Origin of the sequence: Faecalicatena orotica (assembly GCF_003149245.1) — a bacterium.
GTDB lineage: Bacteria > Bacillota > Clostridia > Lachnospirales > Lachnospiraceae > Faecalicatena_A > Faecalicatena_A orotica.
The window spans coordinates 247,051-272,397 of record NZ_QGDL01000005.1 but is presented as its reverse complement, the minus strand read 5'-3'; the positions used below and the strand labels follow the sequence as shown (position 1 = coordinate 272,397).

Sequence of the window (25,347 nt, the reverse complement as noted above, 5' to 3'; positions counted from 1 at the left end):
TCCTTTTCCTCTCTTCCCCGGACACGCCGGGGGCTCTTTAAGCACAAGTTAACCCTTGACCGCTCCTGCCGTCTGCCCGCCGACGATATATTTCTGACAGACAAGATACATAATGATAACCGGCAGACACGTAAGGAGGATATCTGCACAGATTAAGTTCCAGCTCTTACTGTACTGTCCGAAGAAGTTATAAACAGCAAGTGTCATCGGCCATTTTTCGGAGGAATTCAGGAAATACAAAGGCATGACAAATTCATTCCATGTATTCAGGAAACAGAGTACCGCCGCTGTTACGATGCTGGATTTCAGCATCGGAAGGATGATGTTAAAAAACAGCCTGAATGGACCACAGCCGTCAATCACTGCTGCTTCATCCAGATCCACCGGTACTTTGGATACAAACCCATAGATCAAAAATACTGTGAATGGGAGCTGTGTTGCCACATAGAGCAGGATGATTCCCGGCACGCTGTTATTGAGCTGTGTCACCTGCATTACCTTCATCAAAGCAACATAATTGATCGGAATAACGATTCCGAGCACCATATACATATAAACGCTATTGTTCACCCTGTCACGCCTTCTGGAAAAGACATAGGCTGCCATCGCGCCCAGCACCACGGCAATCACAGTTGCACTGCCTGCATAAAGGAAACTGTTCAGGAAGCTCCTGACTAATTTCCCTTTTTCAATTACTGTAGTAAAATTACTAAAAACCCATGTTTTCGGGAGCGAAAGCGTAAGGGACATCGCTTCTGAATCACCTTTGAATGCATTGACCACAATCAGTGCCAGAGGTATCAGCATGATCAGTGATATGACCCAGGCCAGAATGTTTTTTAATATATTAACAGCTTTCTTCTTTGTTTGACTATTCATTATTCCTCCACCTCGTCTTTCGTCAGGATTTTAATCATAAAGAATCCAACAACTATCATGAACACGAACATAATGGAACTGATCGTTGTACCTTCCGCGTAGAGTCCCTGTGAAAACTGTTTGAATACCGCGGTGTACATAACCTCTGTCGTATGTCCCGGGCCTCCATTCGTCAGTGCATATACCATATCAAATACTTTCAGGCCATACAGGACGTTCAAAACAATCGTAACCGCCATTGTCTGCCTGAGCATCGGCAGTGTAATATGTACAAATTTATTCCAGCCGTTTGCCCCGTCTATGCTGGCCGCCTCGTAGTAATCCTGCGGGATCGCCAGTATTCCAACGATCAGCATAGTCATAATGTAACCCGTGCCCCTCCAGATATCGACCGCCATAACGGACCAGAAAGCAATCTTCGGATTAGTCAGCCACTGCTGTGTCAGACTGTCCAGACCGATCGCCCTAAGACCTTCGTTCAGGATTCCCATCTTCGGGTTTAAAATGGAAGTAAACACAAGGCCGATAATGAGGATGGATAATACTGAAGGCATGTACATCACGCCTCTGTGGAAATTCTTCAGTTTGATGTTCTTGCTGAGCACGAGTGCAAATAATAACCCGAGCCCTGTTTTCGCAACCGTCGTCACCACCGTAAATAAAAGTGTGTTCGTTATGTATTTGAAATAATTTGTGTCTGCGCTGAATACCTTTCTGAAATTTTCAAGACCTACAAAATGCACCTCTTTGGAATATGCAGACCAGTCTGTAAATGAGTATCCGATACCAATGATTCCGGGTATTACACAGAGCGCCGTATAGATCAGAATTGCGCCTGCCGCAAAGTACCAGGGGTATAACTTTGATTTTTTCACTGAAATTCTCCTCCGTTCTTTTCCTTTTTATTTATTTTATACAAATCCAGAACGTAATCACATGCATACATTGAGCTATTTTATGTGTTTTTTTAACCACCCGATGCATATTCCTGTACAATGTGCTATACTAATTGAACCATTAAAAGACAGTTTTTCTTATATAATAAGGAAGCTTGCCGGGGAGGATTGTTATGAAGCGTAAACCAAGAAGCATACAGAAGATTCTTTCTTCCTATTTTTTGCTCATCATGCTGACTTTATTGGTTCTGGCAACGATTTTGTTTTCTGTTGTGCAGTACCTGAACCTTCGTTCCAATACGGAGCACGATATCCAGAGGACATGCTCGGCAATAGCGGAGGATATTGACCTCCAGCTCAGCCAGATGGATACTGTCTGTATGAACACGATACATTCGACATTAATTAAGGATACCTTTTCAGATTATTTGAACGATGAGGATGCCACGCCGTATGAACAGAGCCAGCGACAGAATACGCTTGCCAATACATTAACTTCAATGAAAGGGGTGGATGCATCCATTCGCCAGATAAATCTTTATGGGCTGACGGAAGGCGGTTACGGAACCGGGAATTACACCGGGACACTTCATACCATAACGGCCCAGGAGCCCTGGTTTGCAAAAGCCTTTGCTTCCCACGGCTTCAAATATTTCCCTCCTGCATCTCAGAATGAGGTGCTGTCGTCCAGTACGGGAACAAACAAAGACAGGTTTTATTTCTCCCTGCTGCGTATGTATTATGATAATTATCAGAATCCTGCCGGCTTCGTAGAGGTAATGAAATACTATGATATCCTTTTTGAACGCGCTTTCTATCCCGACAGTACATACGATATCGACGTCATCATTTACGATGCCGAGGGAAACATCATCTTCCCCTTAAACAAAAGCCAGAAGGACGTCTTTCCATACTTTACTTACAGGGAATCCGAAGAAACTGAAATCTACAACACCCAAAAACAGTGTCAGGAATATGTATATTATTCAGATATGGAATACAGCGGATTTACAACGGTAACCACAATAAAAAGCACAGAATTTTTTGCTCCTGTTTATCGTTCTCTGAGTCTGACAATCTTCATTTTTCTGATTGTCCTTCTCATGTGCCTCTTTTTTGCCCGGATCTTTGCCGGAAGATTAAGTGCACCGCTGAAAAAGATTTATCGTTTTCTTTCTCATATCGACCCTCAGGACCAGTTCCGGGAAATTGAGATGGCAGATTCCGGGGTAATAGAGATTGACAAACTGCGAAACTCTCTAAATGAAGCGATGCGCTCGCAGAAAGCATCCACGAATTCAATGATGGTACTAAAAGAACAGGAACTACAGGCACAGATGCTTGCACTCCAGTCCCAGATGAACCCGCACTTTTTGTATAATTCCCTCATGACCATTGCCGCGATGGCAGAAGAGGGACTAACACAGCCAGTGGCACAGATGTGTCAGGATATTACATCGATCCTGCGCTATATCTCCTCAAATAAAGAACAGGTTTCCTCGCTTGAAGAAGAACTGGAACACTGCGACCTGTATTTAAAATGTATTAAGCTCCGGTTCGGAGATTCGCTTAAATATGAAATTGATGTGGAAGACGATATGCTTGAGCTGCCTGTTCCAAAACTCTGTATACAGCTCCTCGTAGAAAATGCCGTCAAATTCACAGCCAATACATCTCCACCGTGGCATATTGTTATACAGGGGCATATGGATAAAGAATGCTGGTATGTAGAAGTAAAAGATAACGGCCCGGGCTTCGGTGAAGAGATTACTGCCCACTTGAAGTCGCAGATGGATATCATACTGGAAAAAGGACTTCTGCCGAGTCTGGAGCTGGACGGTATGGGTATCCTGAATATCTTTATCAGGTTTTACCTGATTTATGGAATTACATTTATATTTGATTTTGGAAACCTCCCGGAGGGGGGAGCTATTGTGAAAGTAGGAGGAAGGTTCAATGACCAGATTAAACCATTATAATGTACTGCTTGTGGAGGATGAGATGCTGCTGATGCAGTCTCTTTCCCGCCATATCGAATCTCTTGAGGCCGGCTTCAAGGTTGTCTGTCAGGCCTCTAACGGCGAGGACGCCCTGAAGTGCCTGAAAAAGGAGAATATCCACCTCGTCATGACAGATATACGTATGCCTGTCATGGACGGGCTTACACTTGCCAAGAGGATTCATGAGCAGTACCCACATATCCTGACAGTCATTCTGACCGGATATGCAGACTTCGATTACGCACGTGAAGCCCTCAAACAGGGAGTCTTCGATTATATGCTAAAACCTGTCACAATGGAGGATTTAGAGAACACGCTGGGCCGTGTACGTCTCCATCTCCAGAAGTTCTACGAACTTGAGGAAGATCCCGTGCTCGTCGGAAAAGATGCTGAAGAAATCGTGGAATACACGGTGCTGTATATGAGAGAGCATTATATGGACGACATCGATATCAGCTCTTTTTCTGCCTCCTTAGGTTTTACCTCGGCTTACCTCACAAAGCTTTTCAACAGATACAAAGGGGACACGCCGCTGAAATACCTGACCGATATACGAATCCACGAGGCTAAACGGCTGCTGACCGATACGGGGCTTCCGATACGCGAAGTCGGGGAACGGGTCGGCTATCCCGATCAGTTCCATTTCAGCAAAACCTTCCGGAAACTGACCGGGCTGAACCCGACGGCCTACCGGAAACAGGAACAAAAACCCTAGACGTCCGACCAGCGGCATCGCTGATGTCCAAACCTCATGGTGTGCATAGCAACAGCATCTGCCTGTGAAATTAGAAAAGCTTTCTGCAAAATAGCCATAAAACGACTATTTTGCAGAAAGCCTTTTCTTTAATTCTAAATGTTACACCTCCAGGATATTACTGTCCTGAATTCAAATCTTACTTCCAGGCTTCGTCTCCTGCCGCGTCTGCCTGTGTTGCTCTTCTTGTATCAATCTGTTTGAGCACATCGTCTGATGTCATGTCACCGATAAACATAGATACGATATCCTGTCCCAGTTCTGTCCACTGTGGGTTGAGGTACTTGATGGAATCCTGGAATACAACCCCTGCCTTGTCAAATGATTCTAAGAATTCCTTAGTTGTCTCGCTGTAGGCAGGTTCCTGTCCGGCATCATACGGGAGGTTTTCTACTTTCGGTTCGTTGTCGATCATGTGCTGGATGCTTTCCTTGGTTGTGATGTATTCAAGATACTGTTTTGCCTCGTCTGCATGCCTGGAGCCTGAGTATACAAATCTGGACGGTCCGCATGGATGCTCATTTAAAACATCATTGTCCAGCGTGGGAATCAGGAACATATCAAAGTCTTCTTCTGTGTATGTACCACCGGATGCCTCCGCTGCCTCTATCATCGCACCTGGTTTGCCGATTGTCATTGCATATTCGCCGCTTCCGAGCATTGCTGCTGTATCTGTGTATTCGTCCGACAGATAGTTGTCACCGAAGTATCCATTCTGGGCCAGCTCATTCAATTGGTCAAGAGCTTCTTTAAACTCAGGAACATCTGCGAATTTCACCTCGTTATTATTTAATTTGTCTACAATACCAGAAACAAGCTCCTCATATTTCCCACCGATTTCACAGAACCACATAACATGGTGCCAGCCATCGGCTACCGGTTCATATACTGGTGTCACACCCTTGTCAAGCAATGTCTGACATACCTTTTCAAATTCTGCAAAGGTCGATGGTACTTTTACACCATTTTCCTCAAAAATCTTCTTGTTATAAACCATGTAATAGTCTGTTGTTGTATCGAAATACGTTGCCCCGTAAAGGGTCCCGTCAACAGAAGTCTGCTCTGCTGCAAACTCATTATAGTAAGATGTCCACGGCTCGTCCGTCAGGGCGATCGCATTATCTTCGATACTATACTGCGAAACCAGGTCATAGCTTCCTGACTGTCCGCAGAAAATGTCCGGGCCCTCCCCGCTGTTTAATTTAGTCATCAGCAGGTTGTAATACTGGTCAGACGGTACGATCTGATAATCCACCTTGATTCCTGTTTCTTCCTCAAACTTTTCACCCAGCTCCATCTCGGCATCATATATCCAGTCCTGGCTTGCCAGAATCGACAATGTAGTGCCGCCTTTGCCGCTGTCAGAGGAATCATCCTTGCTGTCAGAATCAGAACCTGAGCCACATCCCGCCAGTGTACAGACTGCCAATGCTCCGCTCAGCAGCATTGCTACGATACGTTTTTTCATGTTTTTGACCTCCCAATCTTTTATAACAAGATCTTATCAGTAATTATGCACATTCTCCATGTATGTTTTCATTCTGTTTTTGTCATTTTTTAACTCACACATAAATATAGCACACTTTTTTATTCGTCATATTGCATAAACCAATTTCTCTCGCAGCAGACACAATCAAAAAAGGACCTTACTGACGTGGAAATCAGTAAGGTCCTTTGATTGATACCTTTGAATCCTTTACTCAGTTCTCGGATAAAAAGCAATCATGCTTCTTATTCTTCTCCGTAAAGAGTAACGAGTTTCTTCAGGTAAGAATATCTTTCCATAGCTTCCTTCTCATTCTGTGCAAAGAGTTTCTCAGCTTTTTCCGGATTAGCTCTCTTCAGGGCATTGTAACGAACTTCTCCGTCAAGGAATGCCTGATATTCTTCCTGTTTTGGCTCTTTGCTGTCCAGTGTGAACTTAGCGCCTTCTGCTGCAGGATTGAATCTGAAGTTGTTCCAGTATCCGCACTCTACTGCTAACTGCTCTTCTGTCTGAGCTTTGCTCATACCCTTCTTGATTCCGTGGTTGATACATGGAGCGTAAGCGATGATGAGTGATGGTCCCGGATAAGCCTCTGCCTCTGCGATTGCTTTTACTGTCTGATTGAAATCAGCACCCATAGCAATCTGTGCTACGTATACATAACCGTAGCTCATTGCGATTCCGGCAAGGTCTTTCTTCTTTGTTTCTTTTCCGCCTGCTGCAAACTGTGCTGTTGCACCTGTCTTTGTAGCCTTAGAGGACTGTCCGCCTGTGTTGGAGTAAACTTCTGTATCGAATACCATGATGTTGATGTCTTTTCCGCTTGCTAATACGTGGTCAACACCGCCGAATCCGATATCATAAGCCCATCCGTCACCACCGAAGATCCACTGTGACTTCTTAGCAAGGAAATCTTTTCCTTTCAGTAATTCAGCCTTATCTGCTGAATCGCATCCGCAAGCTTCCAGAGCTGCTACCAGTTTATCTGTAGCTGTTCCGTTTGTTGCCCCGCTTCCAAATGTATCAAGGTATTCCTGAGCAGCAGCCTTTACATCAGCATTTTCTGCGTTCTCTGCAAGAACTTCTACTTTGCCTTTCAGTCTGTCTCTGATTGTGTTCTGGGCAAGCAGCATACCGTATCCGAACTCAGCATTATCTTCGAACAGAGAGTTGCACCATGCCGGTCCTTTGCCCTCTGGTGTTACTGTATATGGTGTAGACGGTGAAGAGTTACCCCAGATAGAGGAGCATCCTGTTGCATTTGCAATATACATTCTGTCACCGAATAACTGTGTGATTAATTTAGCATAAGGTGTCTCGCCACATCCAGCACATGCTCCTGAGAATTCAAGCAGAGGCTGTTTGAACTGGCTTCCCTTTACTGTTGTCTCTTTGAACTTAGTAACAACTTCTGGTTTTACAGGAATCTCTGTACCAAAGTCGAAGTATTCCTGAACACCTGCGTTTGCTTCCATGTTCTCCATAACGAGTGCTTTTTCACCCTTCTTGCCCGGGCATACGTTAGCACATGAACCACATCCTGTACAGTCATAAGCAGATACAGTGATTGCAAACTTCATTCCCGGCATACCTGTCATGTCGAGTGTTGCAAGTCCTTCCGGAGCCTTAGCCATGTCTTCTTCTGTCAGGGCAACCGGACGGATAACTGCATGTGGGCATACATATGCACAGCGGTTACACTGGATACAGTTCTCTGGCTTCCACATCGGGATGTCAACTGCAATACCACGTTTCTCATATGCTGAAGAACCTGACGGTGTAGAACCATCTACATAATCCTTGAATGCTGATACCGGAAGTGAGTTACCTTCCTGAGCATTTACCTTAGCCTGGATATTCTTAACAAAGTCAACAACATCTTTCTTTCCGTTCTCATCAACGTGAGGTGTTGTCAGTCCCTGATCTGCTGCATCTTTCCAGTTCTCCGGTACAGCTACTTCTACAACCTGCTTAGCACCTGCATCGATTGCATCATAGTTCATCTGTACAATCTTGTCACCTTTTCTTCCATAAGTAGCCTTAGCTGCTTTCTTCATCAGGTCGATCGCTTCTTCTTCCGGAATGATAGCTGCAAGTTTGAAGAATGCTGACTGAAGGACTGTATTGATACGTCCGCCAAGTCCGATTTCTTTACCAATCTTGATACCGTCGATTGTGTAGAATTTAATGTTGTGGCTGGCAATATATGCTTTTACCTGTCCCGGTAAGTGCTTCTCCAGACCTTCCATGTCCCAAGGGCAGTTCAGAAGGAATGTTCCTCCGTCAACCAGTTCCTGAACCATGTTGTATTTGTCAATATAAGACGGATTGTGGCATGCTACAAAGTTAGCCTGCTTAATCAGGTATGTTGATTTGATCGGTTTCTTACCAAAACGTAAGTGAGACATTGTAACACCGCCGGATTTCTTTGAATCATAGTCAAAGTAAGCCTGAGCGTACATATCTGTATTATCACCAATGATCTTGATGGAGTTCTTATTAGCTCCGACAGTACCGTCTGCTCCAAGTCCCCAGAACTTACAGTTGATTGTTCCTTCAGGAGTTGTAACAAGCGGAGCGCCTGCATCCAGAGACAGGTGTGTCACATCATCTTCGATACCGATTGTGAATTTTGCTTTCTCTGTGTTATTAAATACAGCTACAATCTGAGCTGGTGTTGTATCTTTTGAACCTAATCCGTAACGTCCTGATAATACAGGTACAGCATCGAATTTTGATCCCTTGAGTGCTGCAACTACATCAAGGTATAATGGCTCTCCGAGTGCTCCCGGCTCTTTTGTTCTGTCAAGTACAGAAATTGTCTTAACAGTGTCAGGAATTGCATTGATCAGTGCTTCTGCACAGAATGGTCTGTACAGGCGAACCTTTACAACGCCGACTTTCTCGCCTGCTGCAAGCATGTAGTCGATTGTCTCTTCGATTGTATCGCATGCAGATCCCATAGCTACGATTACGCGCTCTGCATCTTCTGCTCCATAGTAGTTGAACAGCTTATAGTCTGTTCCGATCTTTTCATTAACCTTGTCCATGTAATTCTGAACGATTCCCGGAAGAGCATCGTAATATGGGTTACATGCTTCTCTTGCCTGGAAGAAGATATCAGGGTTCTGAGCGGAACCTCTGTGGCATGGGTGGTTAGGATTCAGCGCGTGTGCACGGAATTCATCAATAGCGTCCATGTTTACTAAGTCTTTCAGATCTTCGTAATCCCATGTCTCAATCTTCTGGATCTCGTGAGATGTTCTGAATCCGTCGAAGAAGTTAATGAAAGGAATCTTTCCTTCGAGTGCTGCACAGTGAGCAACTGCTGTCAGGTCCATAACTTCCTGTACACTGGATTCACAGAGCATAGCAGCCCCTGTCTGGCGACAGGCATAAACGTCTGAGTGGTCACCGAAGATTGACAGTGCGTGGCTTGCGATGGCACGTGCTGAAACGTTGAATACTCCTGGTAATTGTTCACCTGCTACTTTATATAAGTTCGGAATCATCAAAAGTAATCCCTGAGATGCTGTAAATGTAGTTGTCAAAGCTCCTGCTGCTAAAGAACCGTGCACAGCTCCGGCTGCACCTGCTTCAGACTGCATCTCTGTTACCTGAACAGTTTGTCCGAAAATGTTCTCTCTGCCCTCGGTAGCCCATTCGTCGATATGTTCCGGCATAACTGATGATGGTGTAATCGGGTAAATTGCTGCAACTTCTGTATACGCATATGAAACGTGAGCTGCTGCCTGGTTACCATCCATGGTCTTCATTTTTCTTGCCATTTGTTGTTCCTCCTTAAAATTACATTGTAAAAGTTTATTTTTTCACATGTGCTTTCATTATATCGCCAAAAAGTCCAAAAGTCTATAGAACCTGTCCCATTTTTTTGTTTATTTTCCCGTACAAGGGAACGCCATGCGTCATAGCCGCAGAGCAATATTGCGGCATAAATTTCGTCAAATTGCCTAATTGCCCTTTCCCTTATCTCGTGATATACTCTCGTCAGAAACTTCGAAAGGTATTCACCTTTCATTTTTCAATCGGCAGTTCGCCGGTTTACCCAATTAATCACTTATTAGAACCGCAGAAAACAACTCCGGGCACTACATATTGAAGGTATTCCTGTCTTTTACATATCTGTATTTCGTGATATGATAATAGTAAATCAGAAGAACTCCTTACATGTGTACCTTTCGTTTTCTGCACAGGAAAGGAGATTTCAATTTATGAGCAAAAACAACTTTATTATGTTACCCACTGTGGACTTTTGTTTCAAGGAACTGATGCAGAACCCCAAAGTCAGGAAGGGCTTCATTTCAGCTTTGCTGAACCTGCCCCCGGACGAAGTCGAAGATACGGTTCTTCTGCCCACGCTGCTACCGAGAGACTCGGCTGATGATAAGCTGGGAATCATGGATGTACGTGTACTGCTTAAGAACGGGACGCAGATGAATATGGAAATGCAGGTCAAATACTTTGAATACTGGGACGAACGCGCCATGTTCTACCTCAGTAAGATGTTTGACAGTCAGATCCGCAAAGGCGAATCCTATGAAAACCTGCAGAAATGTATCCATGTAAGTATTTTAGATTTTATCCATTTTCCGAACGACAAAGAGTGTTACCGCAGGATCCATTTCCGGGACGACAGCACCTATAATCTGTATTCCGATAAAATGGAGCTTCAGATACTGGAGTTGAAAAAGCTGCCCCCGGAAGTTAAGACCAGTGAGGATGTTCTTGCATGGATGAAGTTTTTCAGTGGTGAAAGCAGAGAGGAGTTTCAAACTATGGCTAAAACAAACGAATATCTTGATGAAGCATACAATACACTGCTCCATTTGAGTGCCGATGAAAAGAAACGGCTGGAATATGAGGCCCGGGAAAAGGCATTGAAGGATTATAATACCCAGATCAGCAGTGCTGAAAAAAGAGGACTGAAAGCTGGGCAAGAAGCCGGAATACGTATGGGGGTTCAGGAGGCCCGTCAGGTTTTCAAACTATACATGCAGGGCAAATCTCAGGAAGAAATTGCTGACATCTGTAACATGAGTATAGATAAAGTGAATCAAATATTAGAATAACCTTGTATCATTCCGAATGCAGACATATAGAAAAACCACCCTAAAAAAACTTTAACCAGTATCAGGGTGGTTTTTCTACTTTTTCCACAGGTCAAGCCACTTGTGGGTGGTTTTTCCATCTATTTTCAGATCATAACAGTCTCCAGAAATGTATTCAATATTTGGGCTTCTACTTAAAGAGCCTGTCCTTTGCCTTTGGCCGTTTTTTTCCTTCAGGTTTGTCAGGCATTGGTTCATATTTTTTGCCGCTTTTTAAAAAGGGCATTCTTTTATGGTTCTTTCTGCAGTATAGCAGCATAGCCCCTGTTACGACTACGATGGTACCGGCGAGAAGCTGTGATACCGGGAAGCCAAGTCCGGGGATCAGGAGCTGGTCCGTTCTCAGGCCTTCTATCCAGACTCTGCCGAGACCATATCCGAACAGGTAAATGAGAAACAGCTCACCCTCGTATTTTTTGTGTTTTCTATAGGCAAACAGAATGATCAGTATGGCACAGCACCAGAGAGACTCATAGAGAAATGTCGGGTGCACCTGAATGTAGCTGATGCCGTCAATTACCTGTATATGGCTGCGCATCGTTTCTGTCACATCCCCGCTTCTGACCGCATCCAGCGGCAGCTGCATGGCAAAGAGGTTGTCCGTGTATTCTCCGAAGGCTTCTCTGTTAAAGAAGTTTCCCCAGCGGCCAAGCATCTGGCCATTGACCAGAGCCATTGCTACTGTATCGAATATCTGGGGGGCACTCAGCCGTTTTATACGGGCATACACAAACACAGTGATGACTGCCGCTATAACTCCTCCATAAATTGCCAGACCGCCATGCCGGGTGTTGAAGATTTCAAGAAGATCGTCTTTGTACATATCCCAGGAAAATATGACAAAAAAGAGTCTGGCACCAACGATACCGCAGATCACGCCAATGATTCCCATATCCAGATAATTTTCCGGATTCTGTCTCGTTCTCTTAGCCTCCTGTGTGGCGATCAGGAAACCGATCAGAATCGCCGTGCCTATGATAATCCCGTAATACGCGATCTCGAAACCGAATACGGTGATGGATTTTCCGACATGGTCCAGATGGATTCCCAGATGTGGAAAATTAATGTTATAGTGCATATTTCATGCTCCCTTTCTATGCTGCTTGGAACTACAATTTTATTTTTTATACATTGAAGCGGAATAAGATGATATCCCCGTCCTGTACTACATAGTCTTTTCCTTCCAGTCTGACAAGACCTTTTTCCTTCGCTGCCGCATGTGTGCCGCATGCCATCAGGTCATCGTAGCTGACTACCTCGGCGCGGATGAATCCGCGTTCGAAGTCTGTATGGATCTTTCCGGCTGCCTGCGGTGCCTTGGTCCCCCTTGTGATCGTCCACGCGCGGACTTCCGGTTCGCCTGCTGTCAGATAGCTGATCAGGCCCAGAAGATGATAACTTGCCTTTATCAGTTTTTCCAGTCCTGACTCTTCTAAACCTAAATCTTCCAAAAACATTTTCTTCTCTTCATCATCAAGTTCGGCAATCTCCTGCTCAATCTGTGCACATACGACGAATACCTCACAGTCCTCCTGTGCCGCATACTCGCGGACAGCCTGAACCCCTGCATTGGACGCACCATCATCTGCCAGATCGTCTTCTGTCACGTTAGCCGCAAAGATAACCGGTTTTGCTGTCAGAAGATTATAACTGCCCAGCCATTCCTGCTCATCCTCATCATCTGTCGTAAAACTCTTTGCCATTTTATTATCTTCCAAATGTGCCTTGATACGCTCCAGAAGCTCAAGCTCTTTTGCTGCCACCTTATCGTTTCTTGCAACCTTTGTCGTTTTTGCGATTCTTCTCTCCAGAATTTCCAGATCAGAAAAGACCAGCTCCAGATTAATCGTCTCAATATCACGTAAAGGATCGATATTCCCGTCCACGTGAACGATATTACTGTCTTCAAAGCATCTGACAACATGTACAATTGCATCTACCTCACGGATATTGGCCAAAAACTGGTTCCCCAGTCCTTCCCCTTTGGAAGCACCTTTTACGAGGCCCGCAATATCAACAAATTCAATGGCCGCCGGAACGATTTTCTTCGTATGATACATCTCTCCCAGAACATCCAGACGCTTGTCCGGTACTGTTACCACCCCCACATTTGGGTCGATTGTGCAGAACGGGTAGTTCGCAGATTCTGCGCCTGCCTTCGTCAGTGAGTTAAACAGCGTGCTCTTTCCTACATTGGGTAAACCAACAATTCCTAATTTCATAATTCTTTGTACTCCTTATATTTATAGTGCATTATTTGATTAGATTTAATTTCAGTCCCGCGTCTCCATGAGCACGACCACCCCGAACGGGAATGTAATCTCTACCTCGTCCCCCGCGATCTCATTGCTCACGCAGAGGCTGTCAAACGGCGTCAGTGCGTGGTGGTTAAGAGGGTATTTGGCGCCCTTCAGGCAGAAGTTCTCTACCGTGCCGTCCAGTGGGAAAACTGAAAAATATGGTCCGAACGCCTCTTCTTTTTTCAGTACAAAATCTCTGTCCAGAAGCCGGATCTGATTATGCCTGTCCACGATTCTGGCGTCTGCCCCCGCATCCAGGGCAATCTTCAGTGTCTGGACATTCGCCCACGCATGGTCAAGCCTTGTGCCTGTCCCGCCGAGGATTAATATATTCTGCCGGCGCAGGTCAAGGCAGAGCCTGAGTGCAATCTCTGTATCAGAGGCATCTTTGATAGGGTTAAACTCCCGGACCGGCACTTTTGTCTCTTCTTTGTAGTACGTGATGATCTCTTCCGGTGCACTGTCAAAATCCCCGACAATATAGTCCGGCAGTATTCCATGTTCATACAGGAAGCTAAGACCGCTGTCCACACCAATTATAAATTCTGTTTCTTCGTCTTTTAAGATATCAACTACAAAATCCTCTTCCAGAAGACCGCCGCTGACAATCACTGTTCGTTTACTCATTTTCTTTGAATATCTCCATAAATCCTTTTACATTTTCACCGATGTTCCCTTTGAATACCGCGGAGCCTGCCACGATCACATTGGCACCCGCATCCAGAACCTCCCTCACATTCGTCAGATAGATGCCGCCGTCTACCTCGATATCCGTATCCAGCCCCTTCTCATTCAGGAGTGCACGTAAAGCACGGATCTTATCCAGTGATTCCGGAATAAAAGCCTGTCCCCCGAATCCCGGCTCTACACTCATAATCAGGAACATTTCCGCCTGGTCAAGAATCGGCAGAAGCGCATCCACCGGAGTAGCCGGCTTCACAGACACACCTGCTTTCATACCGCATGCATGGATTTTATCAAGCACAGCCTGAATATCCTCACACGCCTCCAGATGCACGGTTAAGATTTCCGCCCCTGCCTCTTTGAAGGCTTCTACATAGCGGATCGGGTCGGTCACCATCAGATGGACATCCATCACCTGACTGCTCACCCCCTGAATGGATTGCAGAACCGGCATGCCGAAAGAAATGCTTGGCACAAACATGCCGTCCATGACATCAAAATGCAGATACTCTGCCCCGTTGTCCGAAGTCGTGCGTATCTGATCCCCCAGTACCTTAAAATCTGCTGACAATATGGATGGTGCTAATATCTTCTTCATACTAATACCTCTTCTTTTCCTGTAATTCCCGGTACATCTCCAGGTAATCCTCATAGCGGACAGGATGGATCTTCCCTTCTTCCAATGCTTCCTTTACCGCACATCCCGGTTCATGGACATGGTCACATCCACTGAACCTGCATTTTCCCTCATAGGGTGCGAATTCCCTGAAGTAGTACTTCAGTTCGCTTTTATCAAAATCATTGACATACAGGGAACTGAAACCCGGTGTGTCCATGATATATGAATTTTCATCTATTGTAATCAGCTCGGAATGTCTGGTCGTATGCTTCCCTCTGGCTATTTTCCTGCTGATGCTGCCCGTCTCCATCTGCACCCCGCTCTGCAGCAGATTGATCAGAGAAGACTTCCCGACCCCGGACGGACCGGCGATAACTGTCGTCTTACCGGAAAGCAGTTTCCCGACTTCCTCTATGTTTTCCTGATTCAGTGCACTCGTAAAGACTACCTGGTATCCGCAGGCGCGGTAGATTTCCTGAAGGGAGGCAAGCTCCGGCTTGCTTGCAATGTCCTTTTTGTTAAAACACAGGACAACCGGAATCTCTTTGCATTCCATCATAACCAGAAACCTGTCAAGAAGATTGAAATGCGGTTCCGGTTCAGTAACGGCAAATACAACCAGTGCCTGATCAATGTTCGCCACTGCAGGCCGGACCAGTTCATTCTTCCTTGGCAGGACCTCTGTGATATTCCCTGTTTTTTCTGACTCGTCGAGCACTTCAATCTCAACATTATCTCCTACGAGCGGTTTTATTTTCTCCTTGCGGAATACACCTTTTGCTTTACACTCATAAACACCGGATTCTACTACGTGAACGTAGTAGAATCCGGCAATTCCCTTTATTATCTTTCCCTGCATATATTACTGACCTTCTGTATAATCTGAATTACCGCCATCTCCATTTCCGTTATCCGGATTTTCAGGAACTTCCGACGGTTTTGGCCCCAGGCTTATTACAAAATTAACTGTTGAGCCCTTTTCCAGCATAGTACCCTCCGGTGCTGACTGTGACACCACATATCCGACAGTCACATTGCTGTATTCCTCTGTTCCATTCCCGACAAGGCCCCGGTCAGATAATGCCTGCATAGCCATATCATAGGTCATATTCCCCAGACCCGGTACAGATACCTTCTCTACCTTTGGTCCTTTGCTTACCACATAATCCACCGTTGTCCCTTTGTTTACCTTCTTATTCTCTTTTGTTTTCTGGGACATTACAATTCCGGCCTCATACTGGTCACTGTAATCCTCTGTCACACTTCCGGTAACCAGCCCTGCCGCCGCCAGTGCAGCGTCTGCGTCTTCCTGGCTCAGCCCCACGAGTGTCGGAACGGTGGCCTTCTCTGCCCCCTGGCTCACAATCATCGTCACGGTTGTTCCTTCTTTTACTTCCGTGCCTGCCGCAGGGTCTGTAGAAATAACCTTTCCTTCATCCACACTGTCGTTATACTCTGATTTGAATTCAACAACCAGATTCTTTGCCTCAAGAGCTTTCTGTGCACTATTTTCATCTTTACCGGATACATCAGGTACCTGAACCGTCTTGATTTCTTTTCCGGTGCTGACAACAACCCTGACTTCCGTATTCTTATCTACTTTTGAATCACCCTCCGGGTCCTGCCTGATAATCGTACCCTTTTCATAGGTGTCCGACGCTTCCTGCTTCGCAATCTTAATACCAAGTTTCTTCTTGCTCAAAGTCGTCGTTGCTTCATCCACTGTCATTCCGCGTACATCAGGCACCTTCACTTTGGTCGTAGTTTCTGTCTGGGTCGTACCTGTTCCGTTTTTAAACATACCGGCAGCCTTGCCAACTGCAAAAATTATAATAAACGCAATAATGACTGCTGCGACAATCATCAGAATCTTCATGATTTTTTTTGTATTCGGGTCTACATCGCTCTTTTTCTTTCTGTCAGCTTCGTAGTCCCCGCCGCCCTCGTAGTCTTCATCATCGTCGTCATAGTCATAGTCGTAATCATCATCATAATCATCGCTGTCGTAATCATCGTCGTAATCATCATCATAATCGTCGTCATATTCATCATCATCATTATATCCGCGTCCCTGGATGCGTTCCAGTTCTTCCGGCGTCATCATGACGGTCTCCGTGGTATCATTCGAATAAAGAGACATATTTACAAATTCACCATCCGGGCTGACGAGGGAACGTTTTAAGTCCAGAATCAGAGCCTGGCAGTTCGGATATCTGCGTTCCGGATTCTTCTGGGTACACTTCATGATAATACATTCCAGACTGTACGGGATATCCGGTACTTCCTCCGCCGGGGAGACAATCTCCTCCTGCAGATGCTTAATCGCAACAGCTACTGTGGAGTCACCGTCAAAAGGCACATGGCCTGTCACCATTTCATACATGGTAATACCTGCGGAATAGATATCGCTCTTCTCATCCACAATGCCGCCCCTCGCCTGTTCCGGTGACGTATAGTGGACGGAACCCATGACACTCGAACTAATGGTCTTGGTGGACGTCGTTGCCCGCGCAATCCCAAAATCGGTTACTTTTACTTTTCCTTCCTTGGAAATGATGATGTTCTGAGGTTTGATATCACGGTGAATGATATGCTGATTATGGGCAGCCTGAATACCAGTCACCATCTGAATAGAAATGCTGATTGTTTCTTTAGCGGTGAGTCTTCCCTTTTTCTCAATATATTCCTTTAAAGTGATTCCCTCAACCAGTTCCATGACCATATAATACAGTCCACGGTCCTGGCCCACATCGTAGACATTGACCACATTCGGGTGCATCAGGCCTGCCGCAGCCTGTGCCTCGCTTAAAAACTTCTGGATAAATACCTCGTCTGTGCGGTAATCACTTTTCAATACCTTAATTGCAACGTAGCGGTTCAGTTTATGGTCTTTGCCCTTGTAGACATCCGCCATACCGCCTGAACCGACACGCCCTAATATTTCATAACGTTTCCCTAAAAATACTCCTTCTTTTAACATATACTCACCTCATCCGCAAACGGCTCTACAAGGATAATCCCTATATTATCCGTACCGCCGTTTTCTTTTGCTGTTTCTACCAGAGACTCTGCGGCTTCCACAATGTCCCTGCCCCCCTGTACAATATGGAAGAGTTCTTCATCCTCCACCATATTACTGAGTCCGTCTGTACACATCAGTATGATGTCTCCCTTTTTCAGACGGTGCTCATAAAAATCTACTTCAACGCTGTCCTTTGCACCGATTGCCCTTGTGATAATGTTCTTGTCAGGATGGTGCTTTGCCTCCTCCGGCTTGATACCGCCGAGACGCACCATCTCCTCCACAAGAGAATGGTCTTTTGTCAGCTGGGTTATTCCCTGATTGATCAGATAAAGCCTGCTGTCCCCTACATTAGCAAAATACATCATCTGATTCACGATTGTAGCCGCTACGACAGTTGTTCCCATTCCTTTGAGGTGGGAATCCTGAGACGCTTTTTTAATAATCTCCCTGTTAGCCGTCTTGATCGCCGCAACCAGGGCCTTTTCCACGTCTTCCTCATCGCTTTGTTTTAATTCTCTCTGCAGAACTTCTACTGTATATTTTGAAGCATAATCGCCGGCCTGATGCCCGCCCATCCCGTCAGCCACCACAAACAGGTTTGGGAGAGGTCCAAGAGCGTTATCTGTCGTATAGACATAATCTTGATTCACTTGTCTTACCATTCCTACATCGGTAATGGAAAATGTCTTCATAGCATATCTCCTTTATTCGTTGTTTGTCTGCACATAACGTCGTCTGAGCTGTCCACAGGCCCCATCGATATCTGCGCCCATTTCCCTTCTTATAGTAACATTTATTCCGCTTTTTTCAAGTTTATTTTTAAAATTAAGAGCATTTTTCCTGCTCGGCTGTTCAAAAGTGCGTTCTTTGATCGGATTCACAGGGATCAGATTCAAGTGGCAGTTCCTTTGTTTCAGTATGGCTGTCAGCTCTTTTGCATCTTCATCCCTGTCATTCACACCGTGTACGAGACTGTATTCAAACGTGATACGCCGTCCTGTTTCTTCAAAATACGCATCGCACGCATCCAGCACTTCATCCAGGCTGTATTTATTTGCCACAGGCATCAGTTCTTTCCGCTTCTCCTGAGTCGCCCCGTGGAGGGAGAGTGCCAGTGTGATCTGTAGTTTTTCTTTTGCCAGCTCCAGCATCTTCGGCACGATTCCGCATGTAGAAACTGTCACATTTCTCTGGCTGATATTTAGTCCGTGTTCGTCTGTCAGAAGCCTGATAAAACGGAGAAAATTTTCAAAATTATCCAGAGGCTCTCCGGTCCCCATGATGACAACATTAGAAATCCGCTCTCCGATGATCCGCTGAATCTGGTAGATCTGGCCGAGCATCTCCGACGGGGAAAGATTTCTGACAAGGCCGCCTATGGTGGATGCACAGAAACGGCATCCCATCCGGCACCCTACCTGTGAGGAAATACACACGGAATTACCGTGCTTATAGCGCATCAGAACACTTTCCACCACATTCCCGTCATACAGCCGGAATAAGAACTTATTGGTGCCGTCCAGAGCCGATTCCTGCCTTTCCAGCATTTTCACCGGCAGTATCGTATATTCTTTTTCCAGCTTTTCACGTAAACTTTTTGAAAGATTTGTCATCTCTTCAAAATCTTCCGCCAGTTTTACATGGAGCCATTCGTAAATCTGCTTTGCGCGGAACTTCTTTTCCCCCAGGGATGCCATTTCTTCCTGTAGTTGTTCATATGTATATGCGCGAATATCTTTTTTCATAATACTCCGTGCCTTCCTTAATTACTCTAAACTTCTGCGAAATCTTGCAATAAAGAACCCGTCACTCTCATGTACGCCCGGCAGGAGCCTTAAACACCCCTGTTCTGTCACACTGTCCTTTAATTCACTGCACACCTTATCTTCTATGTTATCCAGTGTAAACTCCGGGTATTTCTCTAAAAACCAGTGTACATTATCCATATTCTCGGCCCGGCTGATCGTACAAGTGCTGTAGATCAGGACACCGCCCGGCTTCACATACCGGCGGACAACATCCAGTATCTTCTTCTGAAGCCCTGAGAGTTCCTGTATCTGTTCTTTCATCGTCTTATACTTCAGGTCTGTCTTTCTGCCCAGCACACCCAGACCTGAGCACGGCAGGTCAGCTATCACAATATCCGCACTGTCAAACGCGGCCTCATCCGGAACTGTCGCGTCCCACTGTACCACGGATATATTGCCAAACTGCATCCGGCCTACATTTTCCTGAATCAGCCCTGTCTTATATGTTGTCAGGTCCCGTGCCTCCACATGCCCTGTCCCGTTTAATTTATCCGCAAGGTGGATGGACTTCCCGCCGGGAGCCGCACACACATCAAGAATACTGTCTCCTTCCTTCGGGGATGCAATTTCCCCTACCAGCATGGAACTTATGTCCTGAACCGCAAAAAGTCCCTGCCGGAAGCTCTCCATCTCCCCCAGATAATCATATCCGGTGATACTGTACGCATAAGGCAGGTACTTATGTTTCACAGCCGTAACACCTTCTGCTTTCAGCCTCTCTTCCAGTTCTTCCGGACTGATACGGCTTGTATTACAGCGGATTGTCACTGGCTTCTCCTTCTGGAAATCGGCAAGGATCTTCTCCACAGTATCGATGCTGTATTCTTCCAGCCACAAATCAAGTATCCAGCCCAGCATGGAGTACTTCACAGAAAGGGCCTCCACCGGATCTTTGGGATAACTGACCTCATCCATTTTCCGTGCCACATTCCGAAGCACACCGTTCACAAATCCTTTCAGTGTGCCGAATCCTTTTTTCACAGCCAGTTTTACTGCCTCATTACAGACGGCGGAATCTGGCACACTGTCCATGTATTTTAACTGGTATACCGCACTGCGCAGAATATTGCGGATGACCGGCTTCATCTTTTGTACTTTTACTTTTGAAAACTGATTGAGGATATAATCAATCTCTATCATATGCTCGAGCGTCCCCTCTGTCACCCTTGTGATAAACGAGCGCTCCTTCTTATCCAGATACTGATATTTACTGAGCACATTTCCCAGTGCAATATGGCTGTAAACATCATGTTCCGTCACATCCATTAAAATTCCGAGCACAATCTCCCGCTCGCTTAACGGTTTTGTCATACTATATCCTCCAATTTTATCTATTCTCAATCGCCGCGTCTGCGTCCGCTGATCAAGAGTAATCTTAACAGCTGCAGAATCATTGATGCCGCACTCGCCACGTAAGTCAGCGCAGCGGCCCCGAGTACCTTCTTTGTTGCATCTACTTCCTCCGGGTAAAGCATCCCGGTATTTTCGAGAACCTTTACGGCCCTTCTGGATGCGTTAAACTCCACCGGCAGTGTCACAAGCTGGAACAGGACTGCTGCTGAAAACAGCAGGATTCCCAGATTGATCAGCATCAGGGACATGTTGCCGTTTATAAACAGCCCGATGATAATCAGCGGCCATGCCGCCATAGAACCAAAGTTCGCAACGGGTACAAGTGCACCCCTGATCTTCAGCGGTGCATAACCGACATGGTGCTGCACCGCATGGCCGCACTCATGTGCCGCAACCCCGATCGCCGCAACCGATGCAGACTGGTATGTGGCGTCGGACAGACTCAATGTCTTGTTTCTTGGATCATAATGGTCTGTCAGATTCCCTGATATATGCTGGACGGTCACATCATGGATTCCGTTTGCCCTCAGAATCTTCTCCGCCGCCTCGCGCCCCGTCATGCCGGAATGGCTGCGCACCTGGGAGTAACGGTTAAACACGCTGTTGACCCTGCCTGAAGCTATGATACAGATCAGCGCCCCTATTAATACAAGTATATACGTAGGATCATAATAAAAAAACATATGACTTCCTCCTGTCTAGTTAAGATACACGGCATGAAAGCCCCTTACAGGGAAACTAAGCCGTGAATATGGTACCGGGTTCCAGTGTATATCCCCTCAGAAATGCACTCGTCTCCATTCTCTTTTTCCCGGGAAGCTGGAGTTCGCTGATCTTCAGTACCCCGTTTCCGGTCTGCACCGTGAAGCAGTCTTTCTCTACCGTAAGTACCGTTCCCGGCTCTTTAGTGGAAAACGCCTCACCTGACACCGCCTTTGCCTTCCAGATCTTTACCACCTTATCTTCCCAGTGGGTATAGGCACTCGGCCAGGAGTTCAGTCCCCTCACCAGAAGTTCAATCTCCCGGGCGGGCTGTGTCCAGTCGATATTTCCCATCTGCTTGTTCAGCATCTTCGCATACGGGGTCGGCGTTTCCTGCTGGTGCTCGAATACAGCCGTCCCGTCCTCCAGTGCCGCAAGCGTCTCTACACATAAGTCTGCACCTGCCCTTGCCAGCTTGTCATGCAGGCTCTCTCCTGTTTCTTCTTCAGTAATCGGAATCTCTGTCTTTAAAATCATATCACCTGTGTCCAGACCTTCATCCATCTGCATCGTTGTAACACCGGTCACTTCTTCCCCTCTGATGATCGCCCACTGGATCGGGGCCGCGCCTCTGTATTTCGGAAGCAGGGACGCATGGACATTGATGCAGCCGTAAGGAGTCAGATCCAGAATGTCTTTCGGCAGGATCTGTCCGAACGCTACAACGACGATCACATCAGCCTGATAGCTGCGAAGCTTCGCCACGCATTCCGGCTGTCTTACTTTGACCGGCTGGTATACAGGGATTCCATGCTTCACTGCGGCCTCCTTGACCGGGGTGAACTGCATCTCCTTACCTCTGCCTTTCGGCTTATCCGGCTGTGTCACGGCCAGACATACGTCATGTCCCGCCGCAATCAATGCCTCCAGTGTTCCGACTGAAAAATCAGGGGTTCCCATAAATATGACTCTCATTTTATTCTTCTTCCTCCTCAGTCTGTACATCATGAAGCCCGTCTTCCACTTTGTTCACATACAGATCACCTGAAAGATGGTCGATCTCATGGCAGAATGCCCTTGCCAGCAGTCCTTCGCCTTCTATCTCGAATTCCTCCATCTCCTCATTGAGGGCACGGACTTTCACATGGTCCGGCCTGGTTACAATCCCCCATTTTCCCGGCACGCTTAAGCACCCTTCCTCTCCGGTCTGCTCGCCATCCGCCTCGATGATTTCGGGATTGATCAGGACGATCGGCCCCTCTCCCACATCAATCACGACGATGTTCTTCAGCACTCCGACCTGCGGGGCCGCAAGCCCTACACCAAACTTCTCATACATCGTATCCAGCATGTCTTCGATAAGTACTCTTGTCCGAAGAGTCATCTTTGTCACTTCTTTACATTTTTTCGTTAAGATCTCGTCTCCAATTTCTCTGACCTCTCTGATTGCCATAACTTCCTCCACATTACTATTCTGCTATTTTTACTAAAAAACATTCATCGGGTTAAAATCAAACTGGATTCTCATCTTCTGAAATCCCGGATTCACCTCGATGTACTGCTCCATATAATTTTTCATCCTTATCAGTGTATCATATCTTTCCGCTTTCAGGTAGAGTACTTTCCGATATACATCGTTGATCTTCCCGATCCCCGGGCTGGCTGGCCCGATGATATCCATCTGTGCATCTTTCCTGAAACGCAGTGCATACTCTTTCAGATACCTGCACCCCTTTTCAAGGAGCGGCTCATCCTCACAGCTCACAAGCACTGCAAGCAGATTCTCGGCGGGCGGGTAACCCATCAGTTCCCGGTACCGGATCTCTTCTTCATAAAATGCCTCGTAATCCTGCTCCGCAGCAGTCACAATCCCGTAATGCTCCGGACTATATGTCTGAATGACCGCTTCCCCCTTCTTTGTACCGCGCCCCGCACGGCCAACCGCCTGTGTCAGCAGCTGGAATGTCCGCTCTCCCGCCCGGTAATCATCGGAATACAGAGACATATCCGCGGCAAGGACGCCGACCAGTGTCACATTCGGGAAATCATGTCCCTTAACAATCATCTGCGTGCCGACCAGAATGTCAGCCTCCTCATTGGCAAATGCCGACAGGATCTTCTCATGGCCGTCTTTCTGCCGGGTCGTATCCATATCCATACGCAGCACCCGCGCCTGTGGGAACAACGTTTTTACGATCTCCTCGATCTGCTGGGTCCCGGCCCTGAACTCTCCGATATGCCGGGAACCACATTCCGGGCAGACAGATGGCTTCGGCTCTTCAAACCCACAGTAATGGCATACCATCTTCCCGTTTTTGTGGGAAGACAGGGACACGTCACAGTGCGGGCACTTGATGACATGTCCGCACTCCCGGCAGGATATGAATCCCGCATATCCGCGCCGGTTCAGGAAAAGCATGATCTGCTCTTTCTTTTCGAGCCTGTCGGCCATCAGTTCCTGTAGTTTTATGCTCAGGATGGAACGATTCCCGTTTTTTAGTTCTTCGCGCAGGTCCACTGTATATACTTCCGCCATATCCTGCATTCCGGAGCGGTTACGCATCTCCAAGAGATGGTACTCGCCCTTTTTCGCACGATACATGGCCTCAAGAGACGGGGTCGCAGAACCGAGTATCACACTTGCATGTTCCATTTCCGCCCTCGCAATGGCCGTTTCCCTCGCATGGTAACGGGGCACCTGCTCACTTTTATAAGTCGTCTCATGTTCCTCATCCATAACAATCAGCCCAAGATTCGGAAACGGGGTAAATAAAGCAGAACGGGGACCGATCATGACATCGATCTTCCCCTCCTTTGCCCGCATCATCTGGTCATAACGCTCTCCTGCAGAGAGCCTGGAATTCATAATGGACACCCTGTCCCCGAAGTTCCTGTAGAACCGCATAACAGTCTGGTATGTGAGGGCAATTTCGGGGATCAGTACGATTGCCTGCTTTCCCTGTTCCGCAACCCGGCGTATCATCTCGATGTAAACCTCCGTCTTGCCGCTCCCGGTCACTCCGTAGATCAGATAAGTGCCGCGTTTTCCCTGTTCATAGTCTTCCCAGAATCTCTGGATGGCATGCCTCTGTTCCTCTGTAAACGTAATACCGTTCTCAATCCGTTCCCCTTTCACAGGATTCCGGTAAACCTGCTCAGACTCCAGAGCCACGATTCCCTGTTCTTCCATTGCCCGTATGACGGTAAGCGTTATGTTCAGCTTGCGCGATACCAGTTCATAGTCAAGAATTGGCTCATCCAGAAGCGCCGCCAGAAGTCTTGCCCTGGCCTTCTGGTTCTTCTCCAGATAAAAGTCCAGCTTTTTCTTTCCCTCTTCCTCGTCCAGAAGAAGCCGTACCCGTTTCTTCACCTTCGCATTCTCTTTCTGCTTGATCGGGAGGACCGTCTTCAATGACTGTATCATCGTCCCGCCGTACTGTTCCTTCATCCACGCGGCGAGTGCGACCAGTTTTCCTTCGATCGCCATGCCGCTTCTGGAAATGTCCAGCAGTTCTTTTACTTTTGTTTCATCATAATTACATTTATCCGACAGGCCGGTTACATAACCTTTTGTCTCACGGTTGCCCCTGCCAAAAGGAACGATCACTTCCATCCCGACAGAAAGTTCCCCTTCCAGACGGGTGGGGATCCTGTATTGAAAGACTCTGTCCAGTTTTTCATGTGTAATATCTACAATGATATCCGCATACAT

General features: G+C 46.6%; 20 protein-coding genes. 3 read left to right on the top strand and 17 right to left on the bottom strand.

Going from position 1 to position 25,347, the window contains the following annotated elements; genetic code table 11:
• Positions 1–48: 48 nt before the first annotated feature.
• Together A8806_RS10135 and A8806_RS10130 are read right to left on the bottom strand one after the other, a co-directional pair.
• Positions 49–879 (bottom strand): carbohydrate ABC transporter permease, encoded by an 831-nt coding sequence (locus tag A8806_RS10135; protein WP_109731072.1) that lies wholly within the window; start codon positions 877–879, stop codon positions 49–51.
• Complete coding sequence (locus A8806_RS10130) at positions 879–1,754, bottom strand: carbohydrate ABC transporter permease (protein ID WP_109731071.1); 876 nt, start codon at positions 1,752–1,754, stop codon at positions 879–881. Before A8806_RS10130 ends, A8806_RS10135 begins: the two co-directional genes overlap by 1 nt.
• A gap of 194 nt (positions 1,755–1,948) precedes the next feature.
• Between A8806_RS10130 and A8806_RS10125 the strand changes: the two genes are divergently transcribed.
• Entirely contained in the window at positions 1,949–3,754 is a 1,806-nt protein-coding gene (locus A8806_RS10125) for a sensor histidine kinase (protein WP_109731070.1), read from the top strand.
• A complete protein-coding gene (locus A8806_RS10120) occupies positions 3,732–4,490 on the top strand; it encodes a response regulator transcription factor (protein WP_109731069.1) in 759 nt (252 codons plus the stop codon). The genes A8806_RS10125 and A8806_RS10120 overlap by 23 nt, the downstream gene beginning before the upstream one ends.
• Positions 4,491–4,668: 178 nt before the next feature.
• On the opposite strand, the gene A8806_RS10115 is transcribed toward A8806_RS10120, so the two are convergent.
• On the bottom strand, positions 4,669–5,997 hold the full coding sequence (locus A8806_RS10115; protein ID WP_109731068.1) for an ABC transporter substrate-binding protein: 1,329 nt from the start codon (positions 5,995–5,997) through the stop codon (positions 4,669–4,671).
• A gap of 263 nt (positions 5,998–6,260) precedes the next feature.
• Entirely contained in the window at positions 6,261–9,803 is a 3,543-nt protein-coding gene (nifJ, locus tag A8806_RS10110; RefSeq protein ID WP_109731067.1) for a pyruvate:ferredoxin (flavodoxin) oxidoreductase, read from the bottom strand.
• Positions 9,804–10,247: 444 nt separating this feature from the next.
• Between nifJ and A8806_RS10105 the strand changes: the two genes are divergently transcribed.
• Positions 10,248–11,105 (top strand): Rpn family recombination-promoting nuclease/putative transposase, encoded by an 858-nt coding sequence (locus A8806_RS10105; protein WP_109731066.1) that lies wholly within the window; start codon positions 10,248–10,250, stop codon positions 11,103–11,105.
• Positions 11,106–11,274: 169 nt separating this feature from the next.
• Here the strand turns inward: A8806_RS10105 and lgt are convergent, their stop codons facing one another.
• From lgt to priA, 13 genes are read right to left on the bottom strand one after another with little or no spacing between them, the layout of a single operon-like run.
• A complete protein-coding gene (gene lgt, locus A8806_RS10100) occupies positions 11,275–12,222 on the bottom strand; it encodes a prolipoprotein diacylglyceryl transferase (protein ID WP_109731065.1) in 948 nt (315 codons plus the stop codon).
• Between the two features lie 46 nt (positions 12,223–12,268).
• Positions 12,269–13,366, bottom strand: coding sequence for a redox-regulated ATPase YchF (gene ychF, locus A8806_RS10095; RefSeq protein ID WP_109731064.1), 1,098 nt, complete (start codon positions 13,364–13,366; stop codon positions 12,269–12,271).
• A 51-nt stretch (positions 13,367–13,417) separates the two neighbouring features.
• On the bottom strand, positions 13,418–14,071 hold the full coding sequence (locus tag A8806_RS10090; RefSeq protein ID WP_109731063.1) for a thiamine diphosphokinase: 654 nt from the start codon (positions 14,069–14,071) through the stop codon (positions 13,418–13,420).
• Positions 14,064–14,726 (bottom strand): ribulose-phosphate 3-epimerase, encoded by a 663-nt coding sequence (gene rpe / locus A8806_RS10085; RefSeq protein WP_109731062.1) that lies wholly within the window; start codon positions 14,724–14,726, stop codon positions 14,064–14,066. Before rpe ends, A8806_RS10090 begins: the two co-directional genes overlap by 8 nt.
• Position 14,727: 1 nt before the next feature.
• A complete protein-coding gene (gene rsgA, locus A8806_RS10080; protein WP_109731061.1) occupies positions 14,728–15,606 on the bottom strand; it encodes a ribosome small subunit-dependent GTPase A in 879 nt (292 codons plus the stop codon).
• A 3-nt stretch (positions 15,607–15,609) separates the two neighbouring features.
• Positions 15,610–17,727, bottom strand: a complete 2,118-nt coding sequence (gene pknB, locus A8806_RS10075; RefSeq protein WP_109731060.1) for a Stk1 family PASTA domain-containing Ser/Thr kinase — start codon at positions 17,725–17,727, stop codon at positions 15,610–15,612.
• Positions 17,721–18,464 carry a Stp1/IreP family PP2C-type Ser/Thr phosphatase gene (locus tag A8806_RS10070; RefSeq protein WP_109731059.1) on the bottom strand — a complete coding sequence of 248 codons (744 nt, stop codon included), beginning with the start codon at positions 18,462–18,464 and terminating at the stop codon, positions 17,721–17,723. Before A8806_RS10070 ends, pknB begins: the two co-directional genes overlap by 7 nt.
• A gap of 12 nt (positions 18,465–18,476) precedes the next feature.
• Positions 18,477–19,517 (bottom strand): dual-specificity RNA methyltransferase RlmN, encoded by a 1,041-nt coding sequence (gene rlmN, locus A8806_RS10065; protein ID WP_109731058.1) that lies wholly within the window; start codon positions 19,515–19,517, stop codon positions 18,477–18,479.
• Between the two features lie 21 nt (positions 19,518–19,538).
• Positions 19,539–20,891, bottom strand: a complete 1,353-nt coding sequence (rsmB, locus tag A8806_RS10060; RefSeq protein ID WP_109731057.1) for a 16S rRNA (cytosine(967)-C(5))-methyltransferase RsmB — start codon at positions 20,889–20,891, stop codon at positions 19,539–19,541.
• Between the two features lie 26 nt (positions 20,892–20,917).
• Complete coding sequence (locus A8806_RS10055; RefSeq protein WP_109731056.1) at positions 20,918–21,616, bottom strand: zinc metallopeptidase; 699 nt, start codon at positions 21,614–21,616, stop codon at positions 20,918–20,920.
• A 55-nt stretch (positions 21,617–21,671) separates the two neighbouring features.
• Positions 21,672–22,610 carry a methionyl-tRNA formyltransferase gene (gene fmt / locus A8806_RS10050; RefSeq protein ID WP_109731055.1) on the bottom strand — a complete coding sequence of 313 codons (939 nt, stop codon included), beginning with the start codon at positions 22,608–22,610 and terminating at the stop codon, positions 21,672–21,674.
• Position 22,611: 1 nt separating this feature from the next.
• Positions 22,612–23,088, bottom strand: coding sequence for a peptide deformylase (gene def / locus A8806_RS10045; RefSeq protein WP_109731054.1), 477 nt, complete (start codon positions 23,086–23,088; stop codon positions 22,612–22,614).
• 33 nt (positions 23,089–23,121) lie between these two features.
• Positions 23,122–25,347: a replication restart helicase PriA gene (gene priA / locus A8806_RS10040; RefSeq protein ID WP_109731124.1), complete on the bottom strand. Its 2,226-nt coding sequence runs from the start codon at positions 25,345–25,347 to the stop codon at positions 23,122–23,124.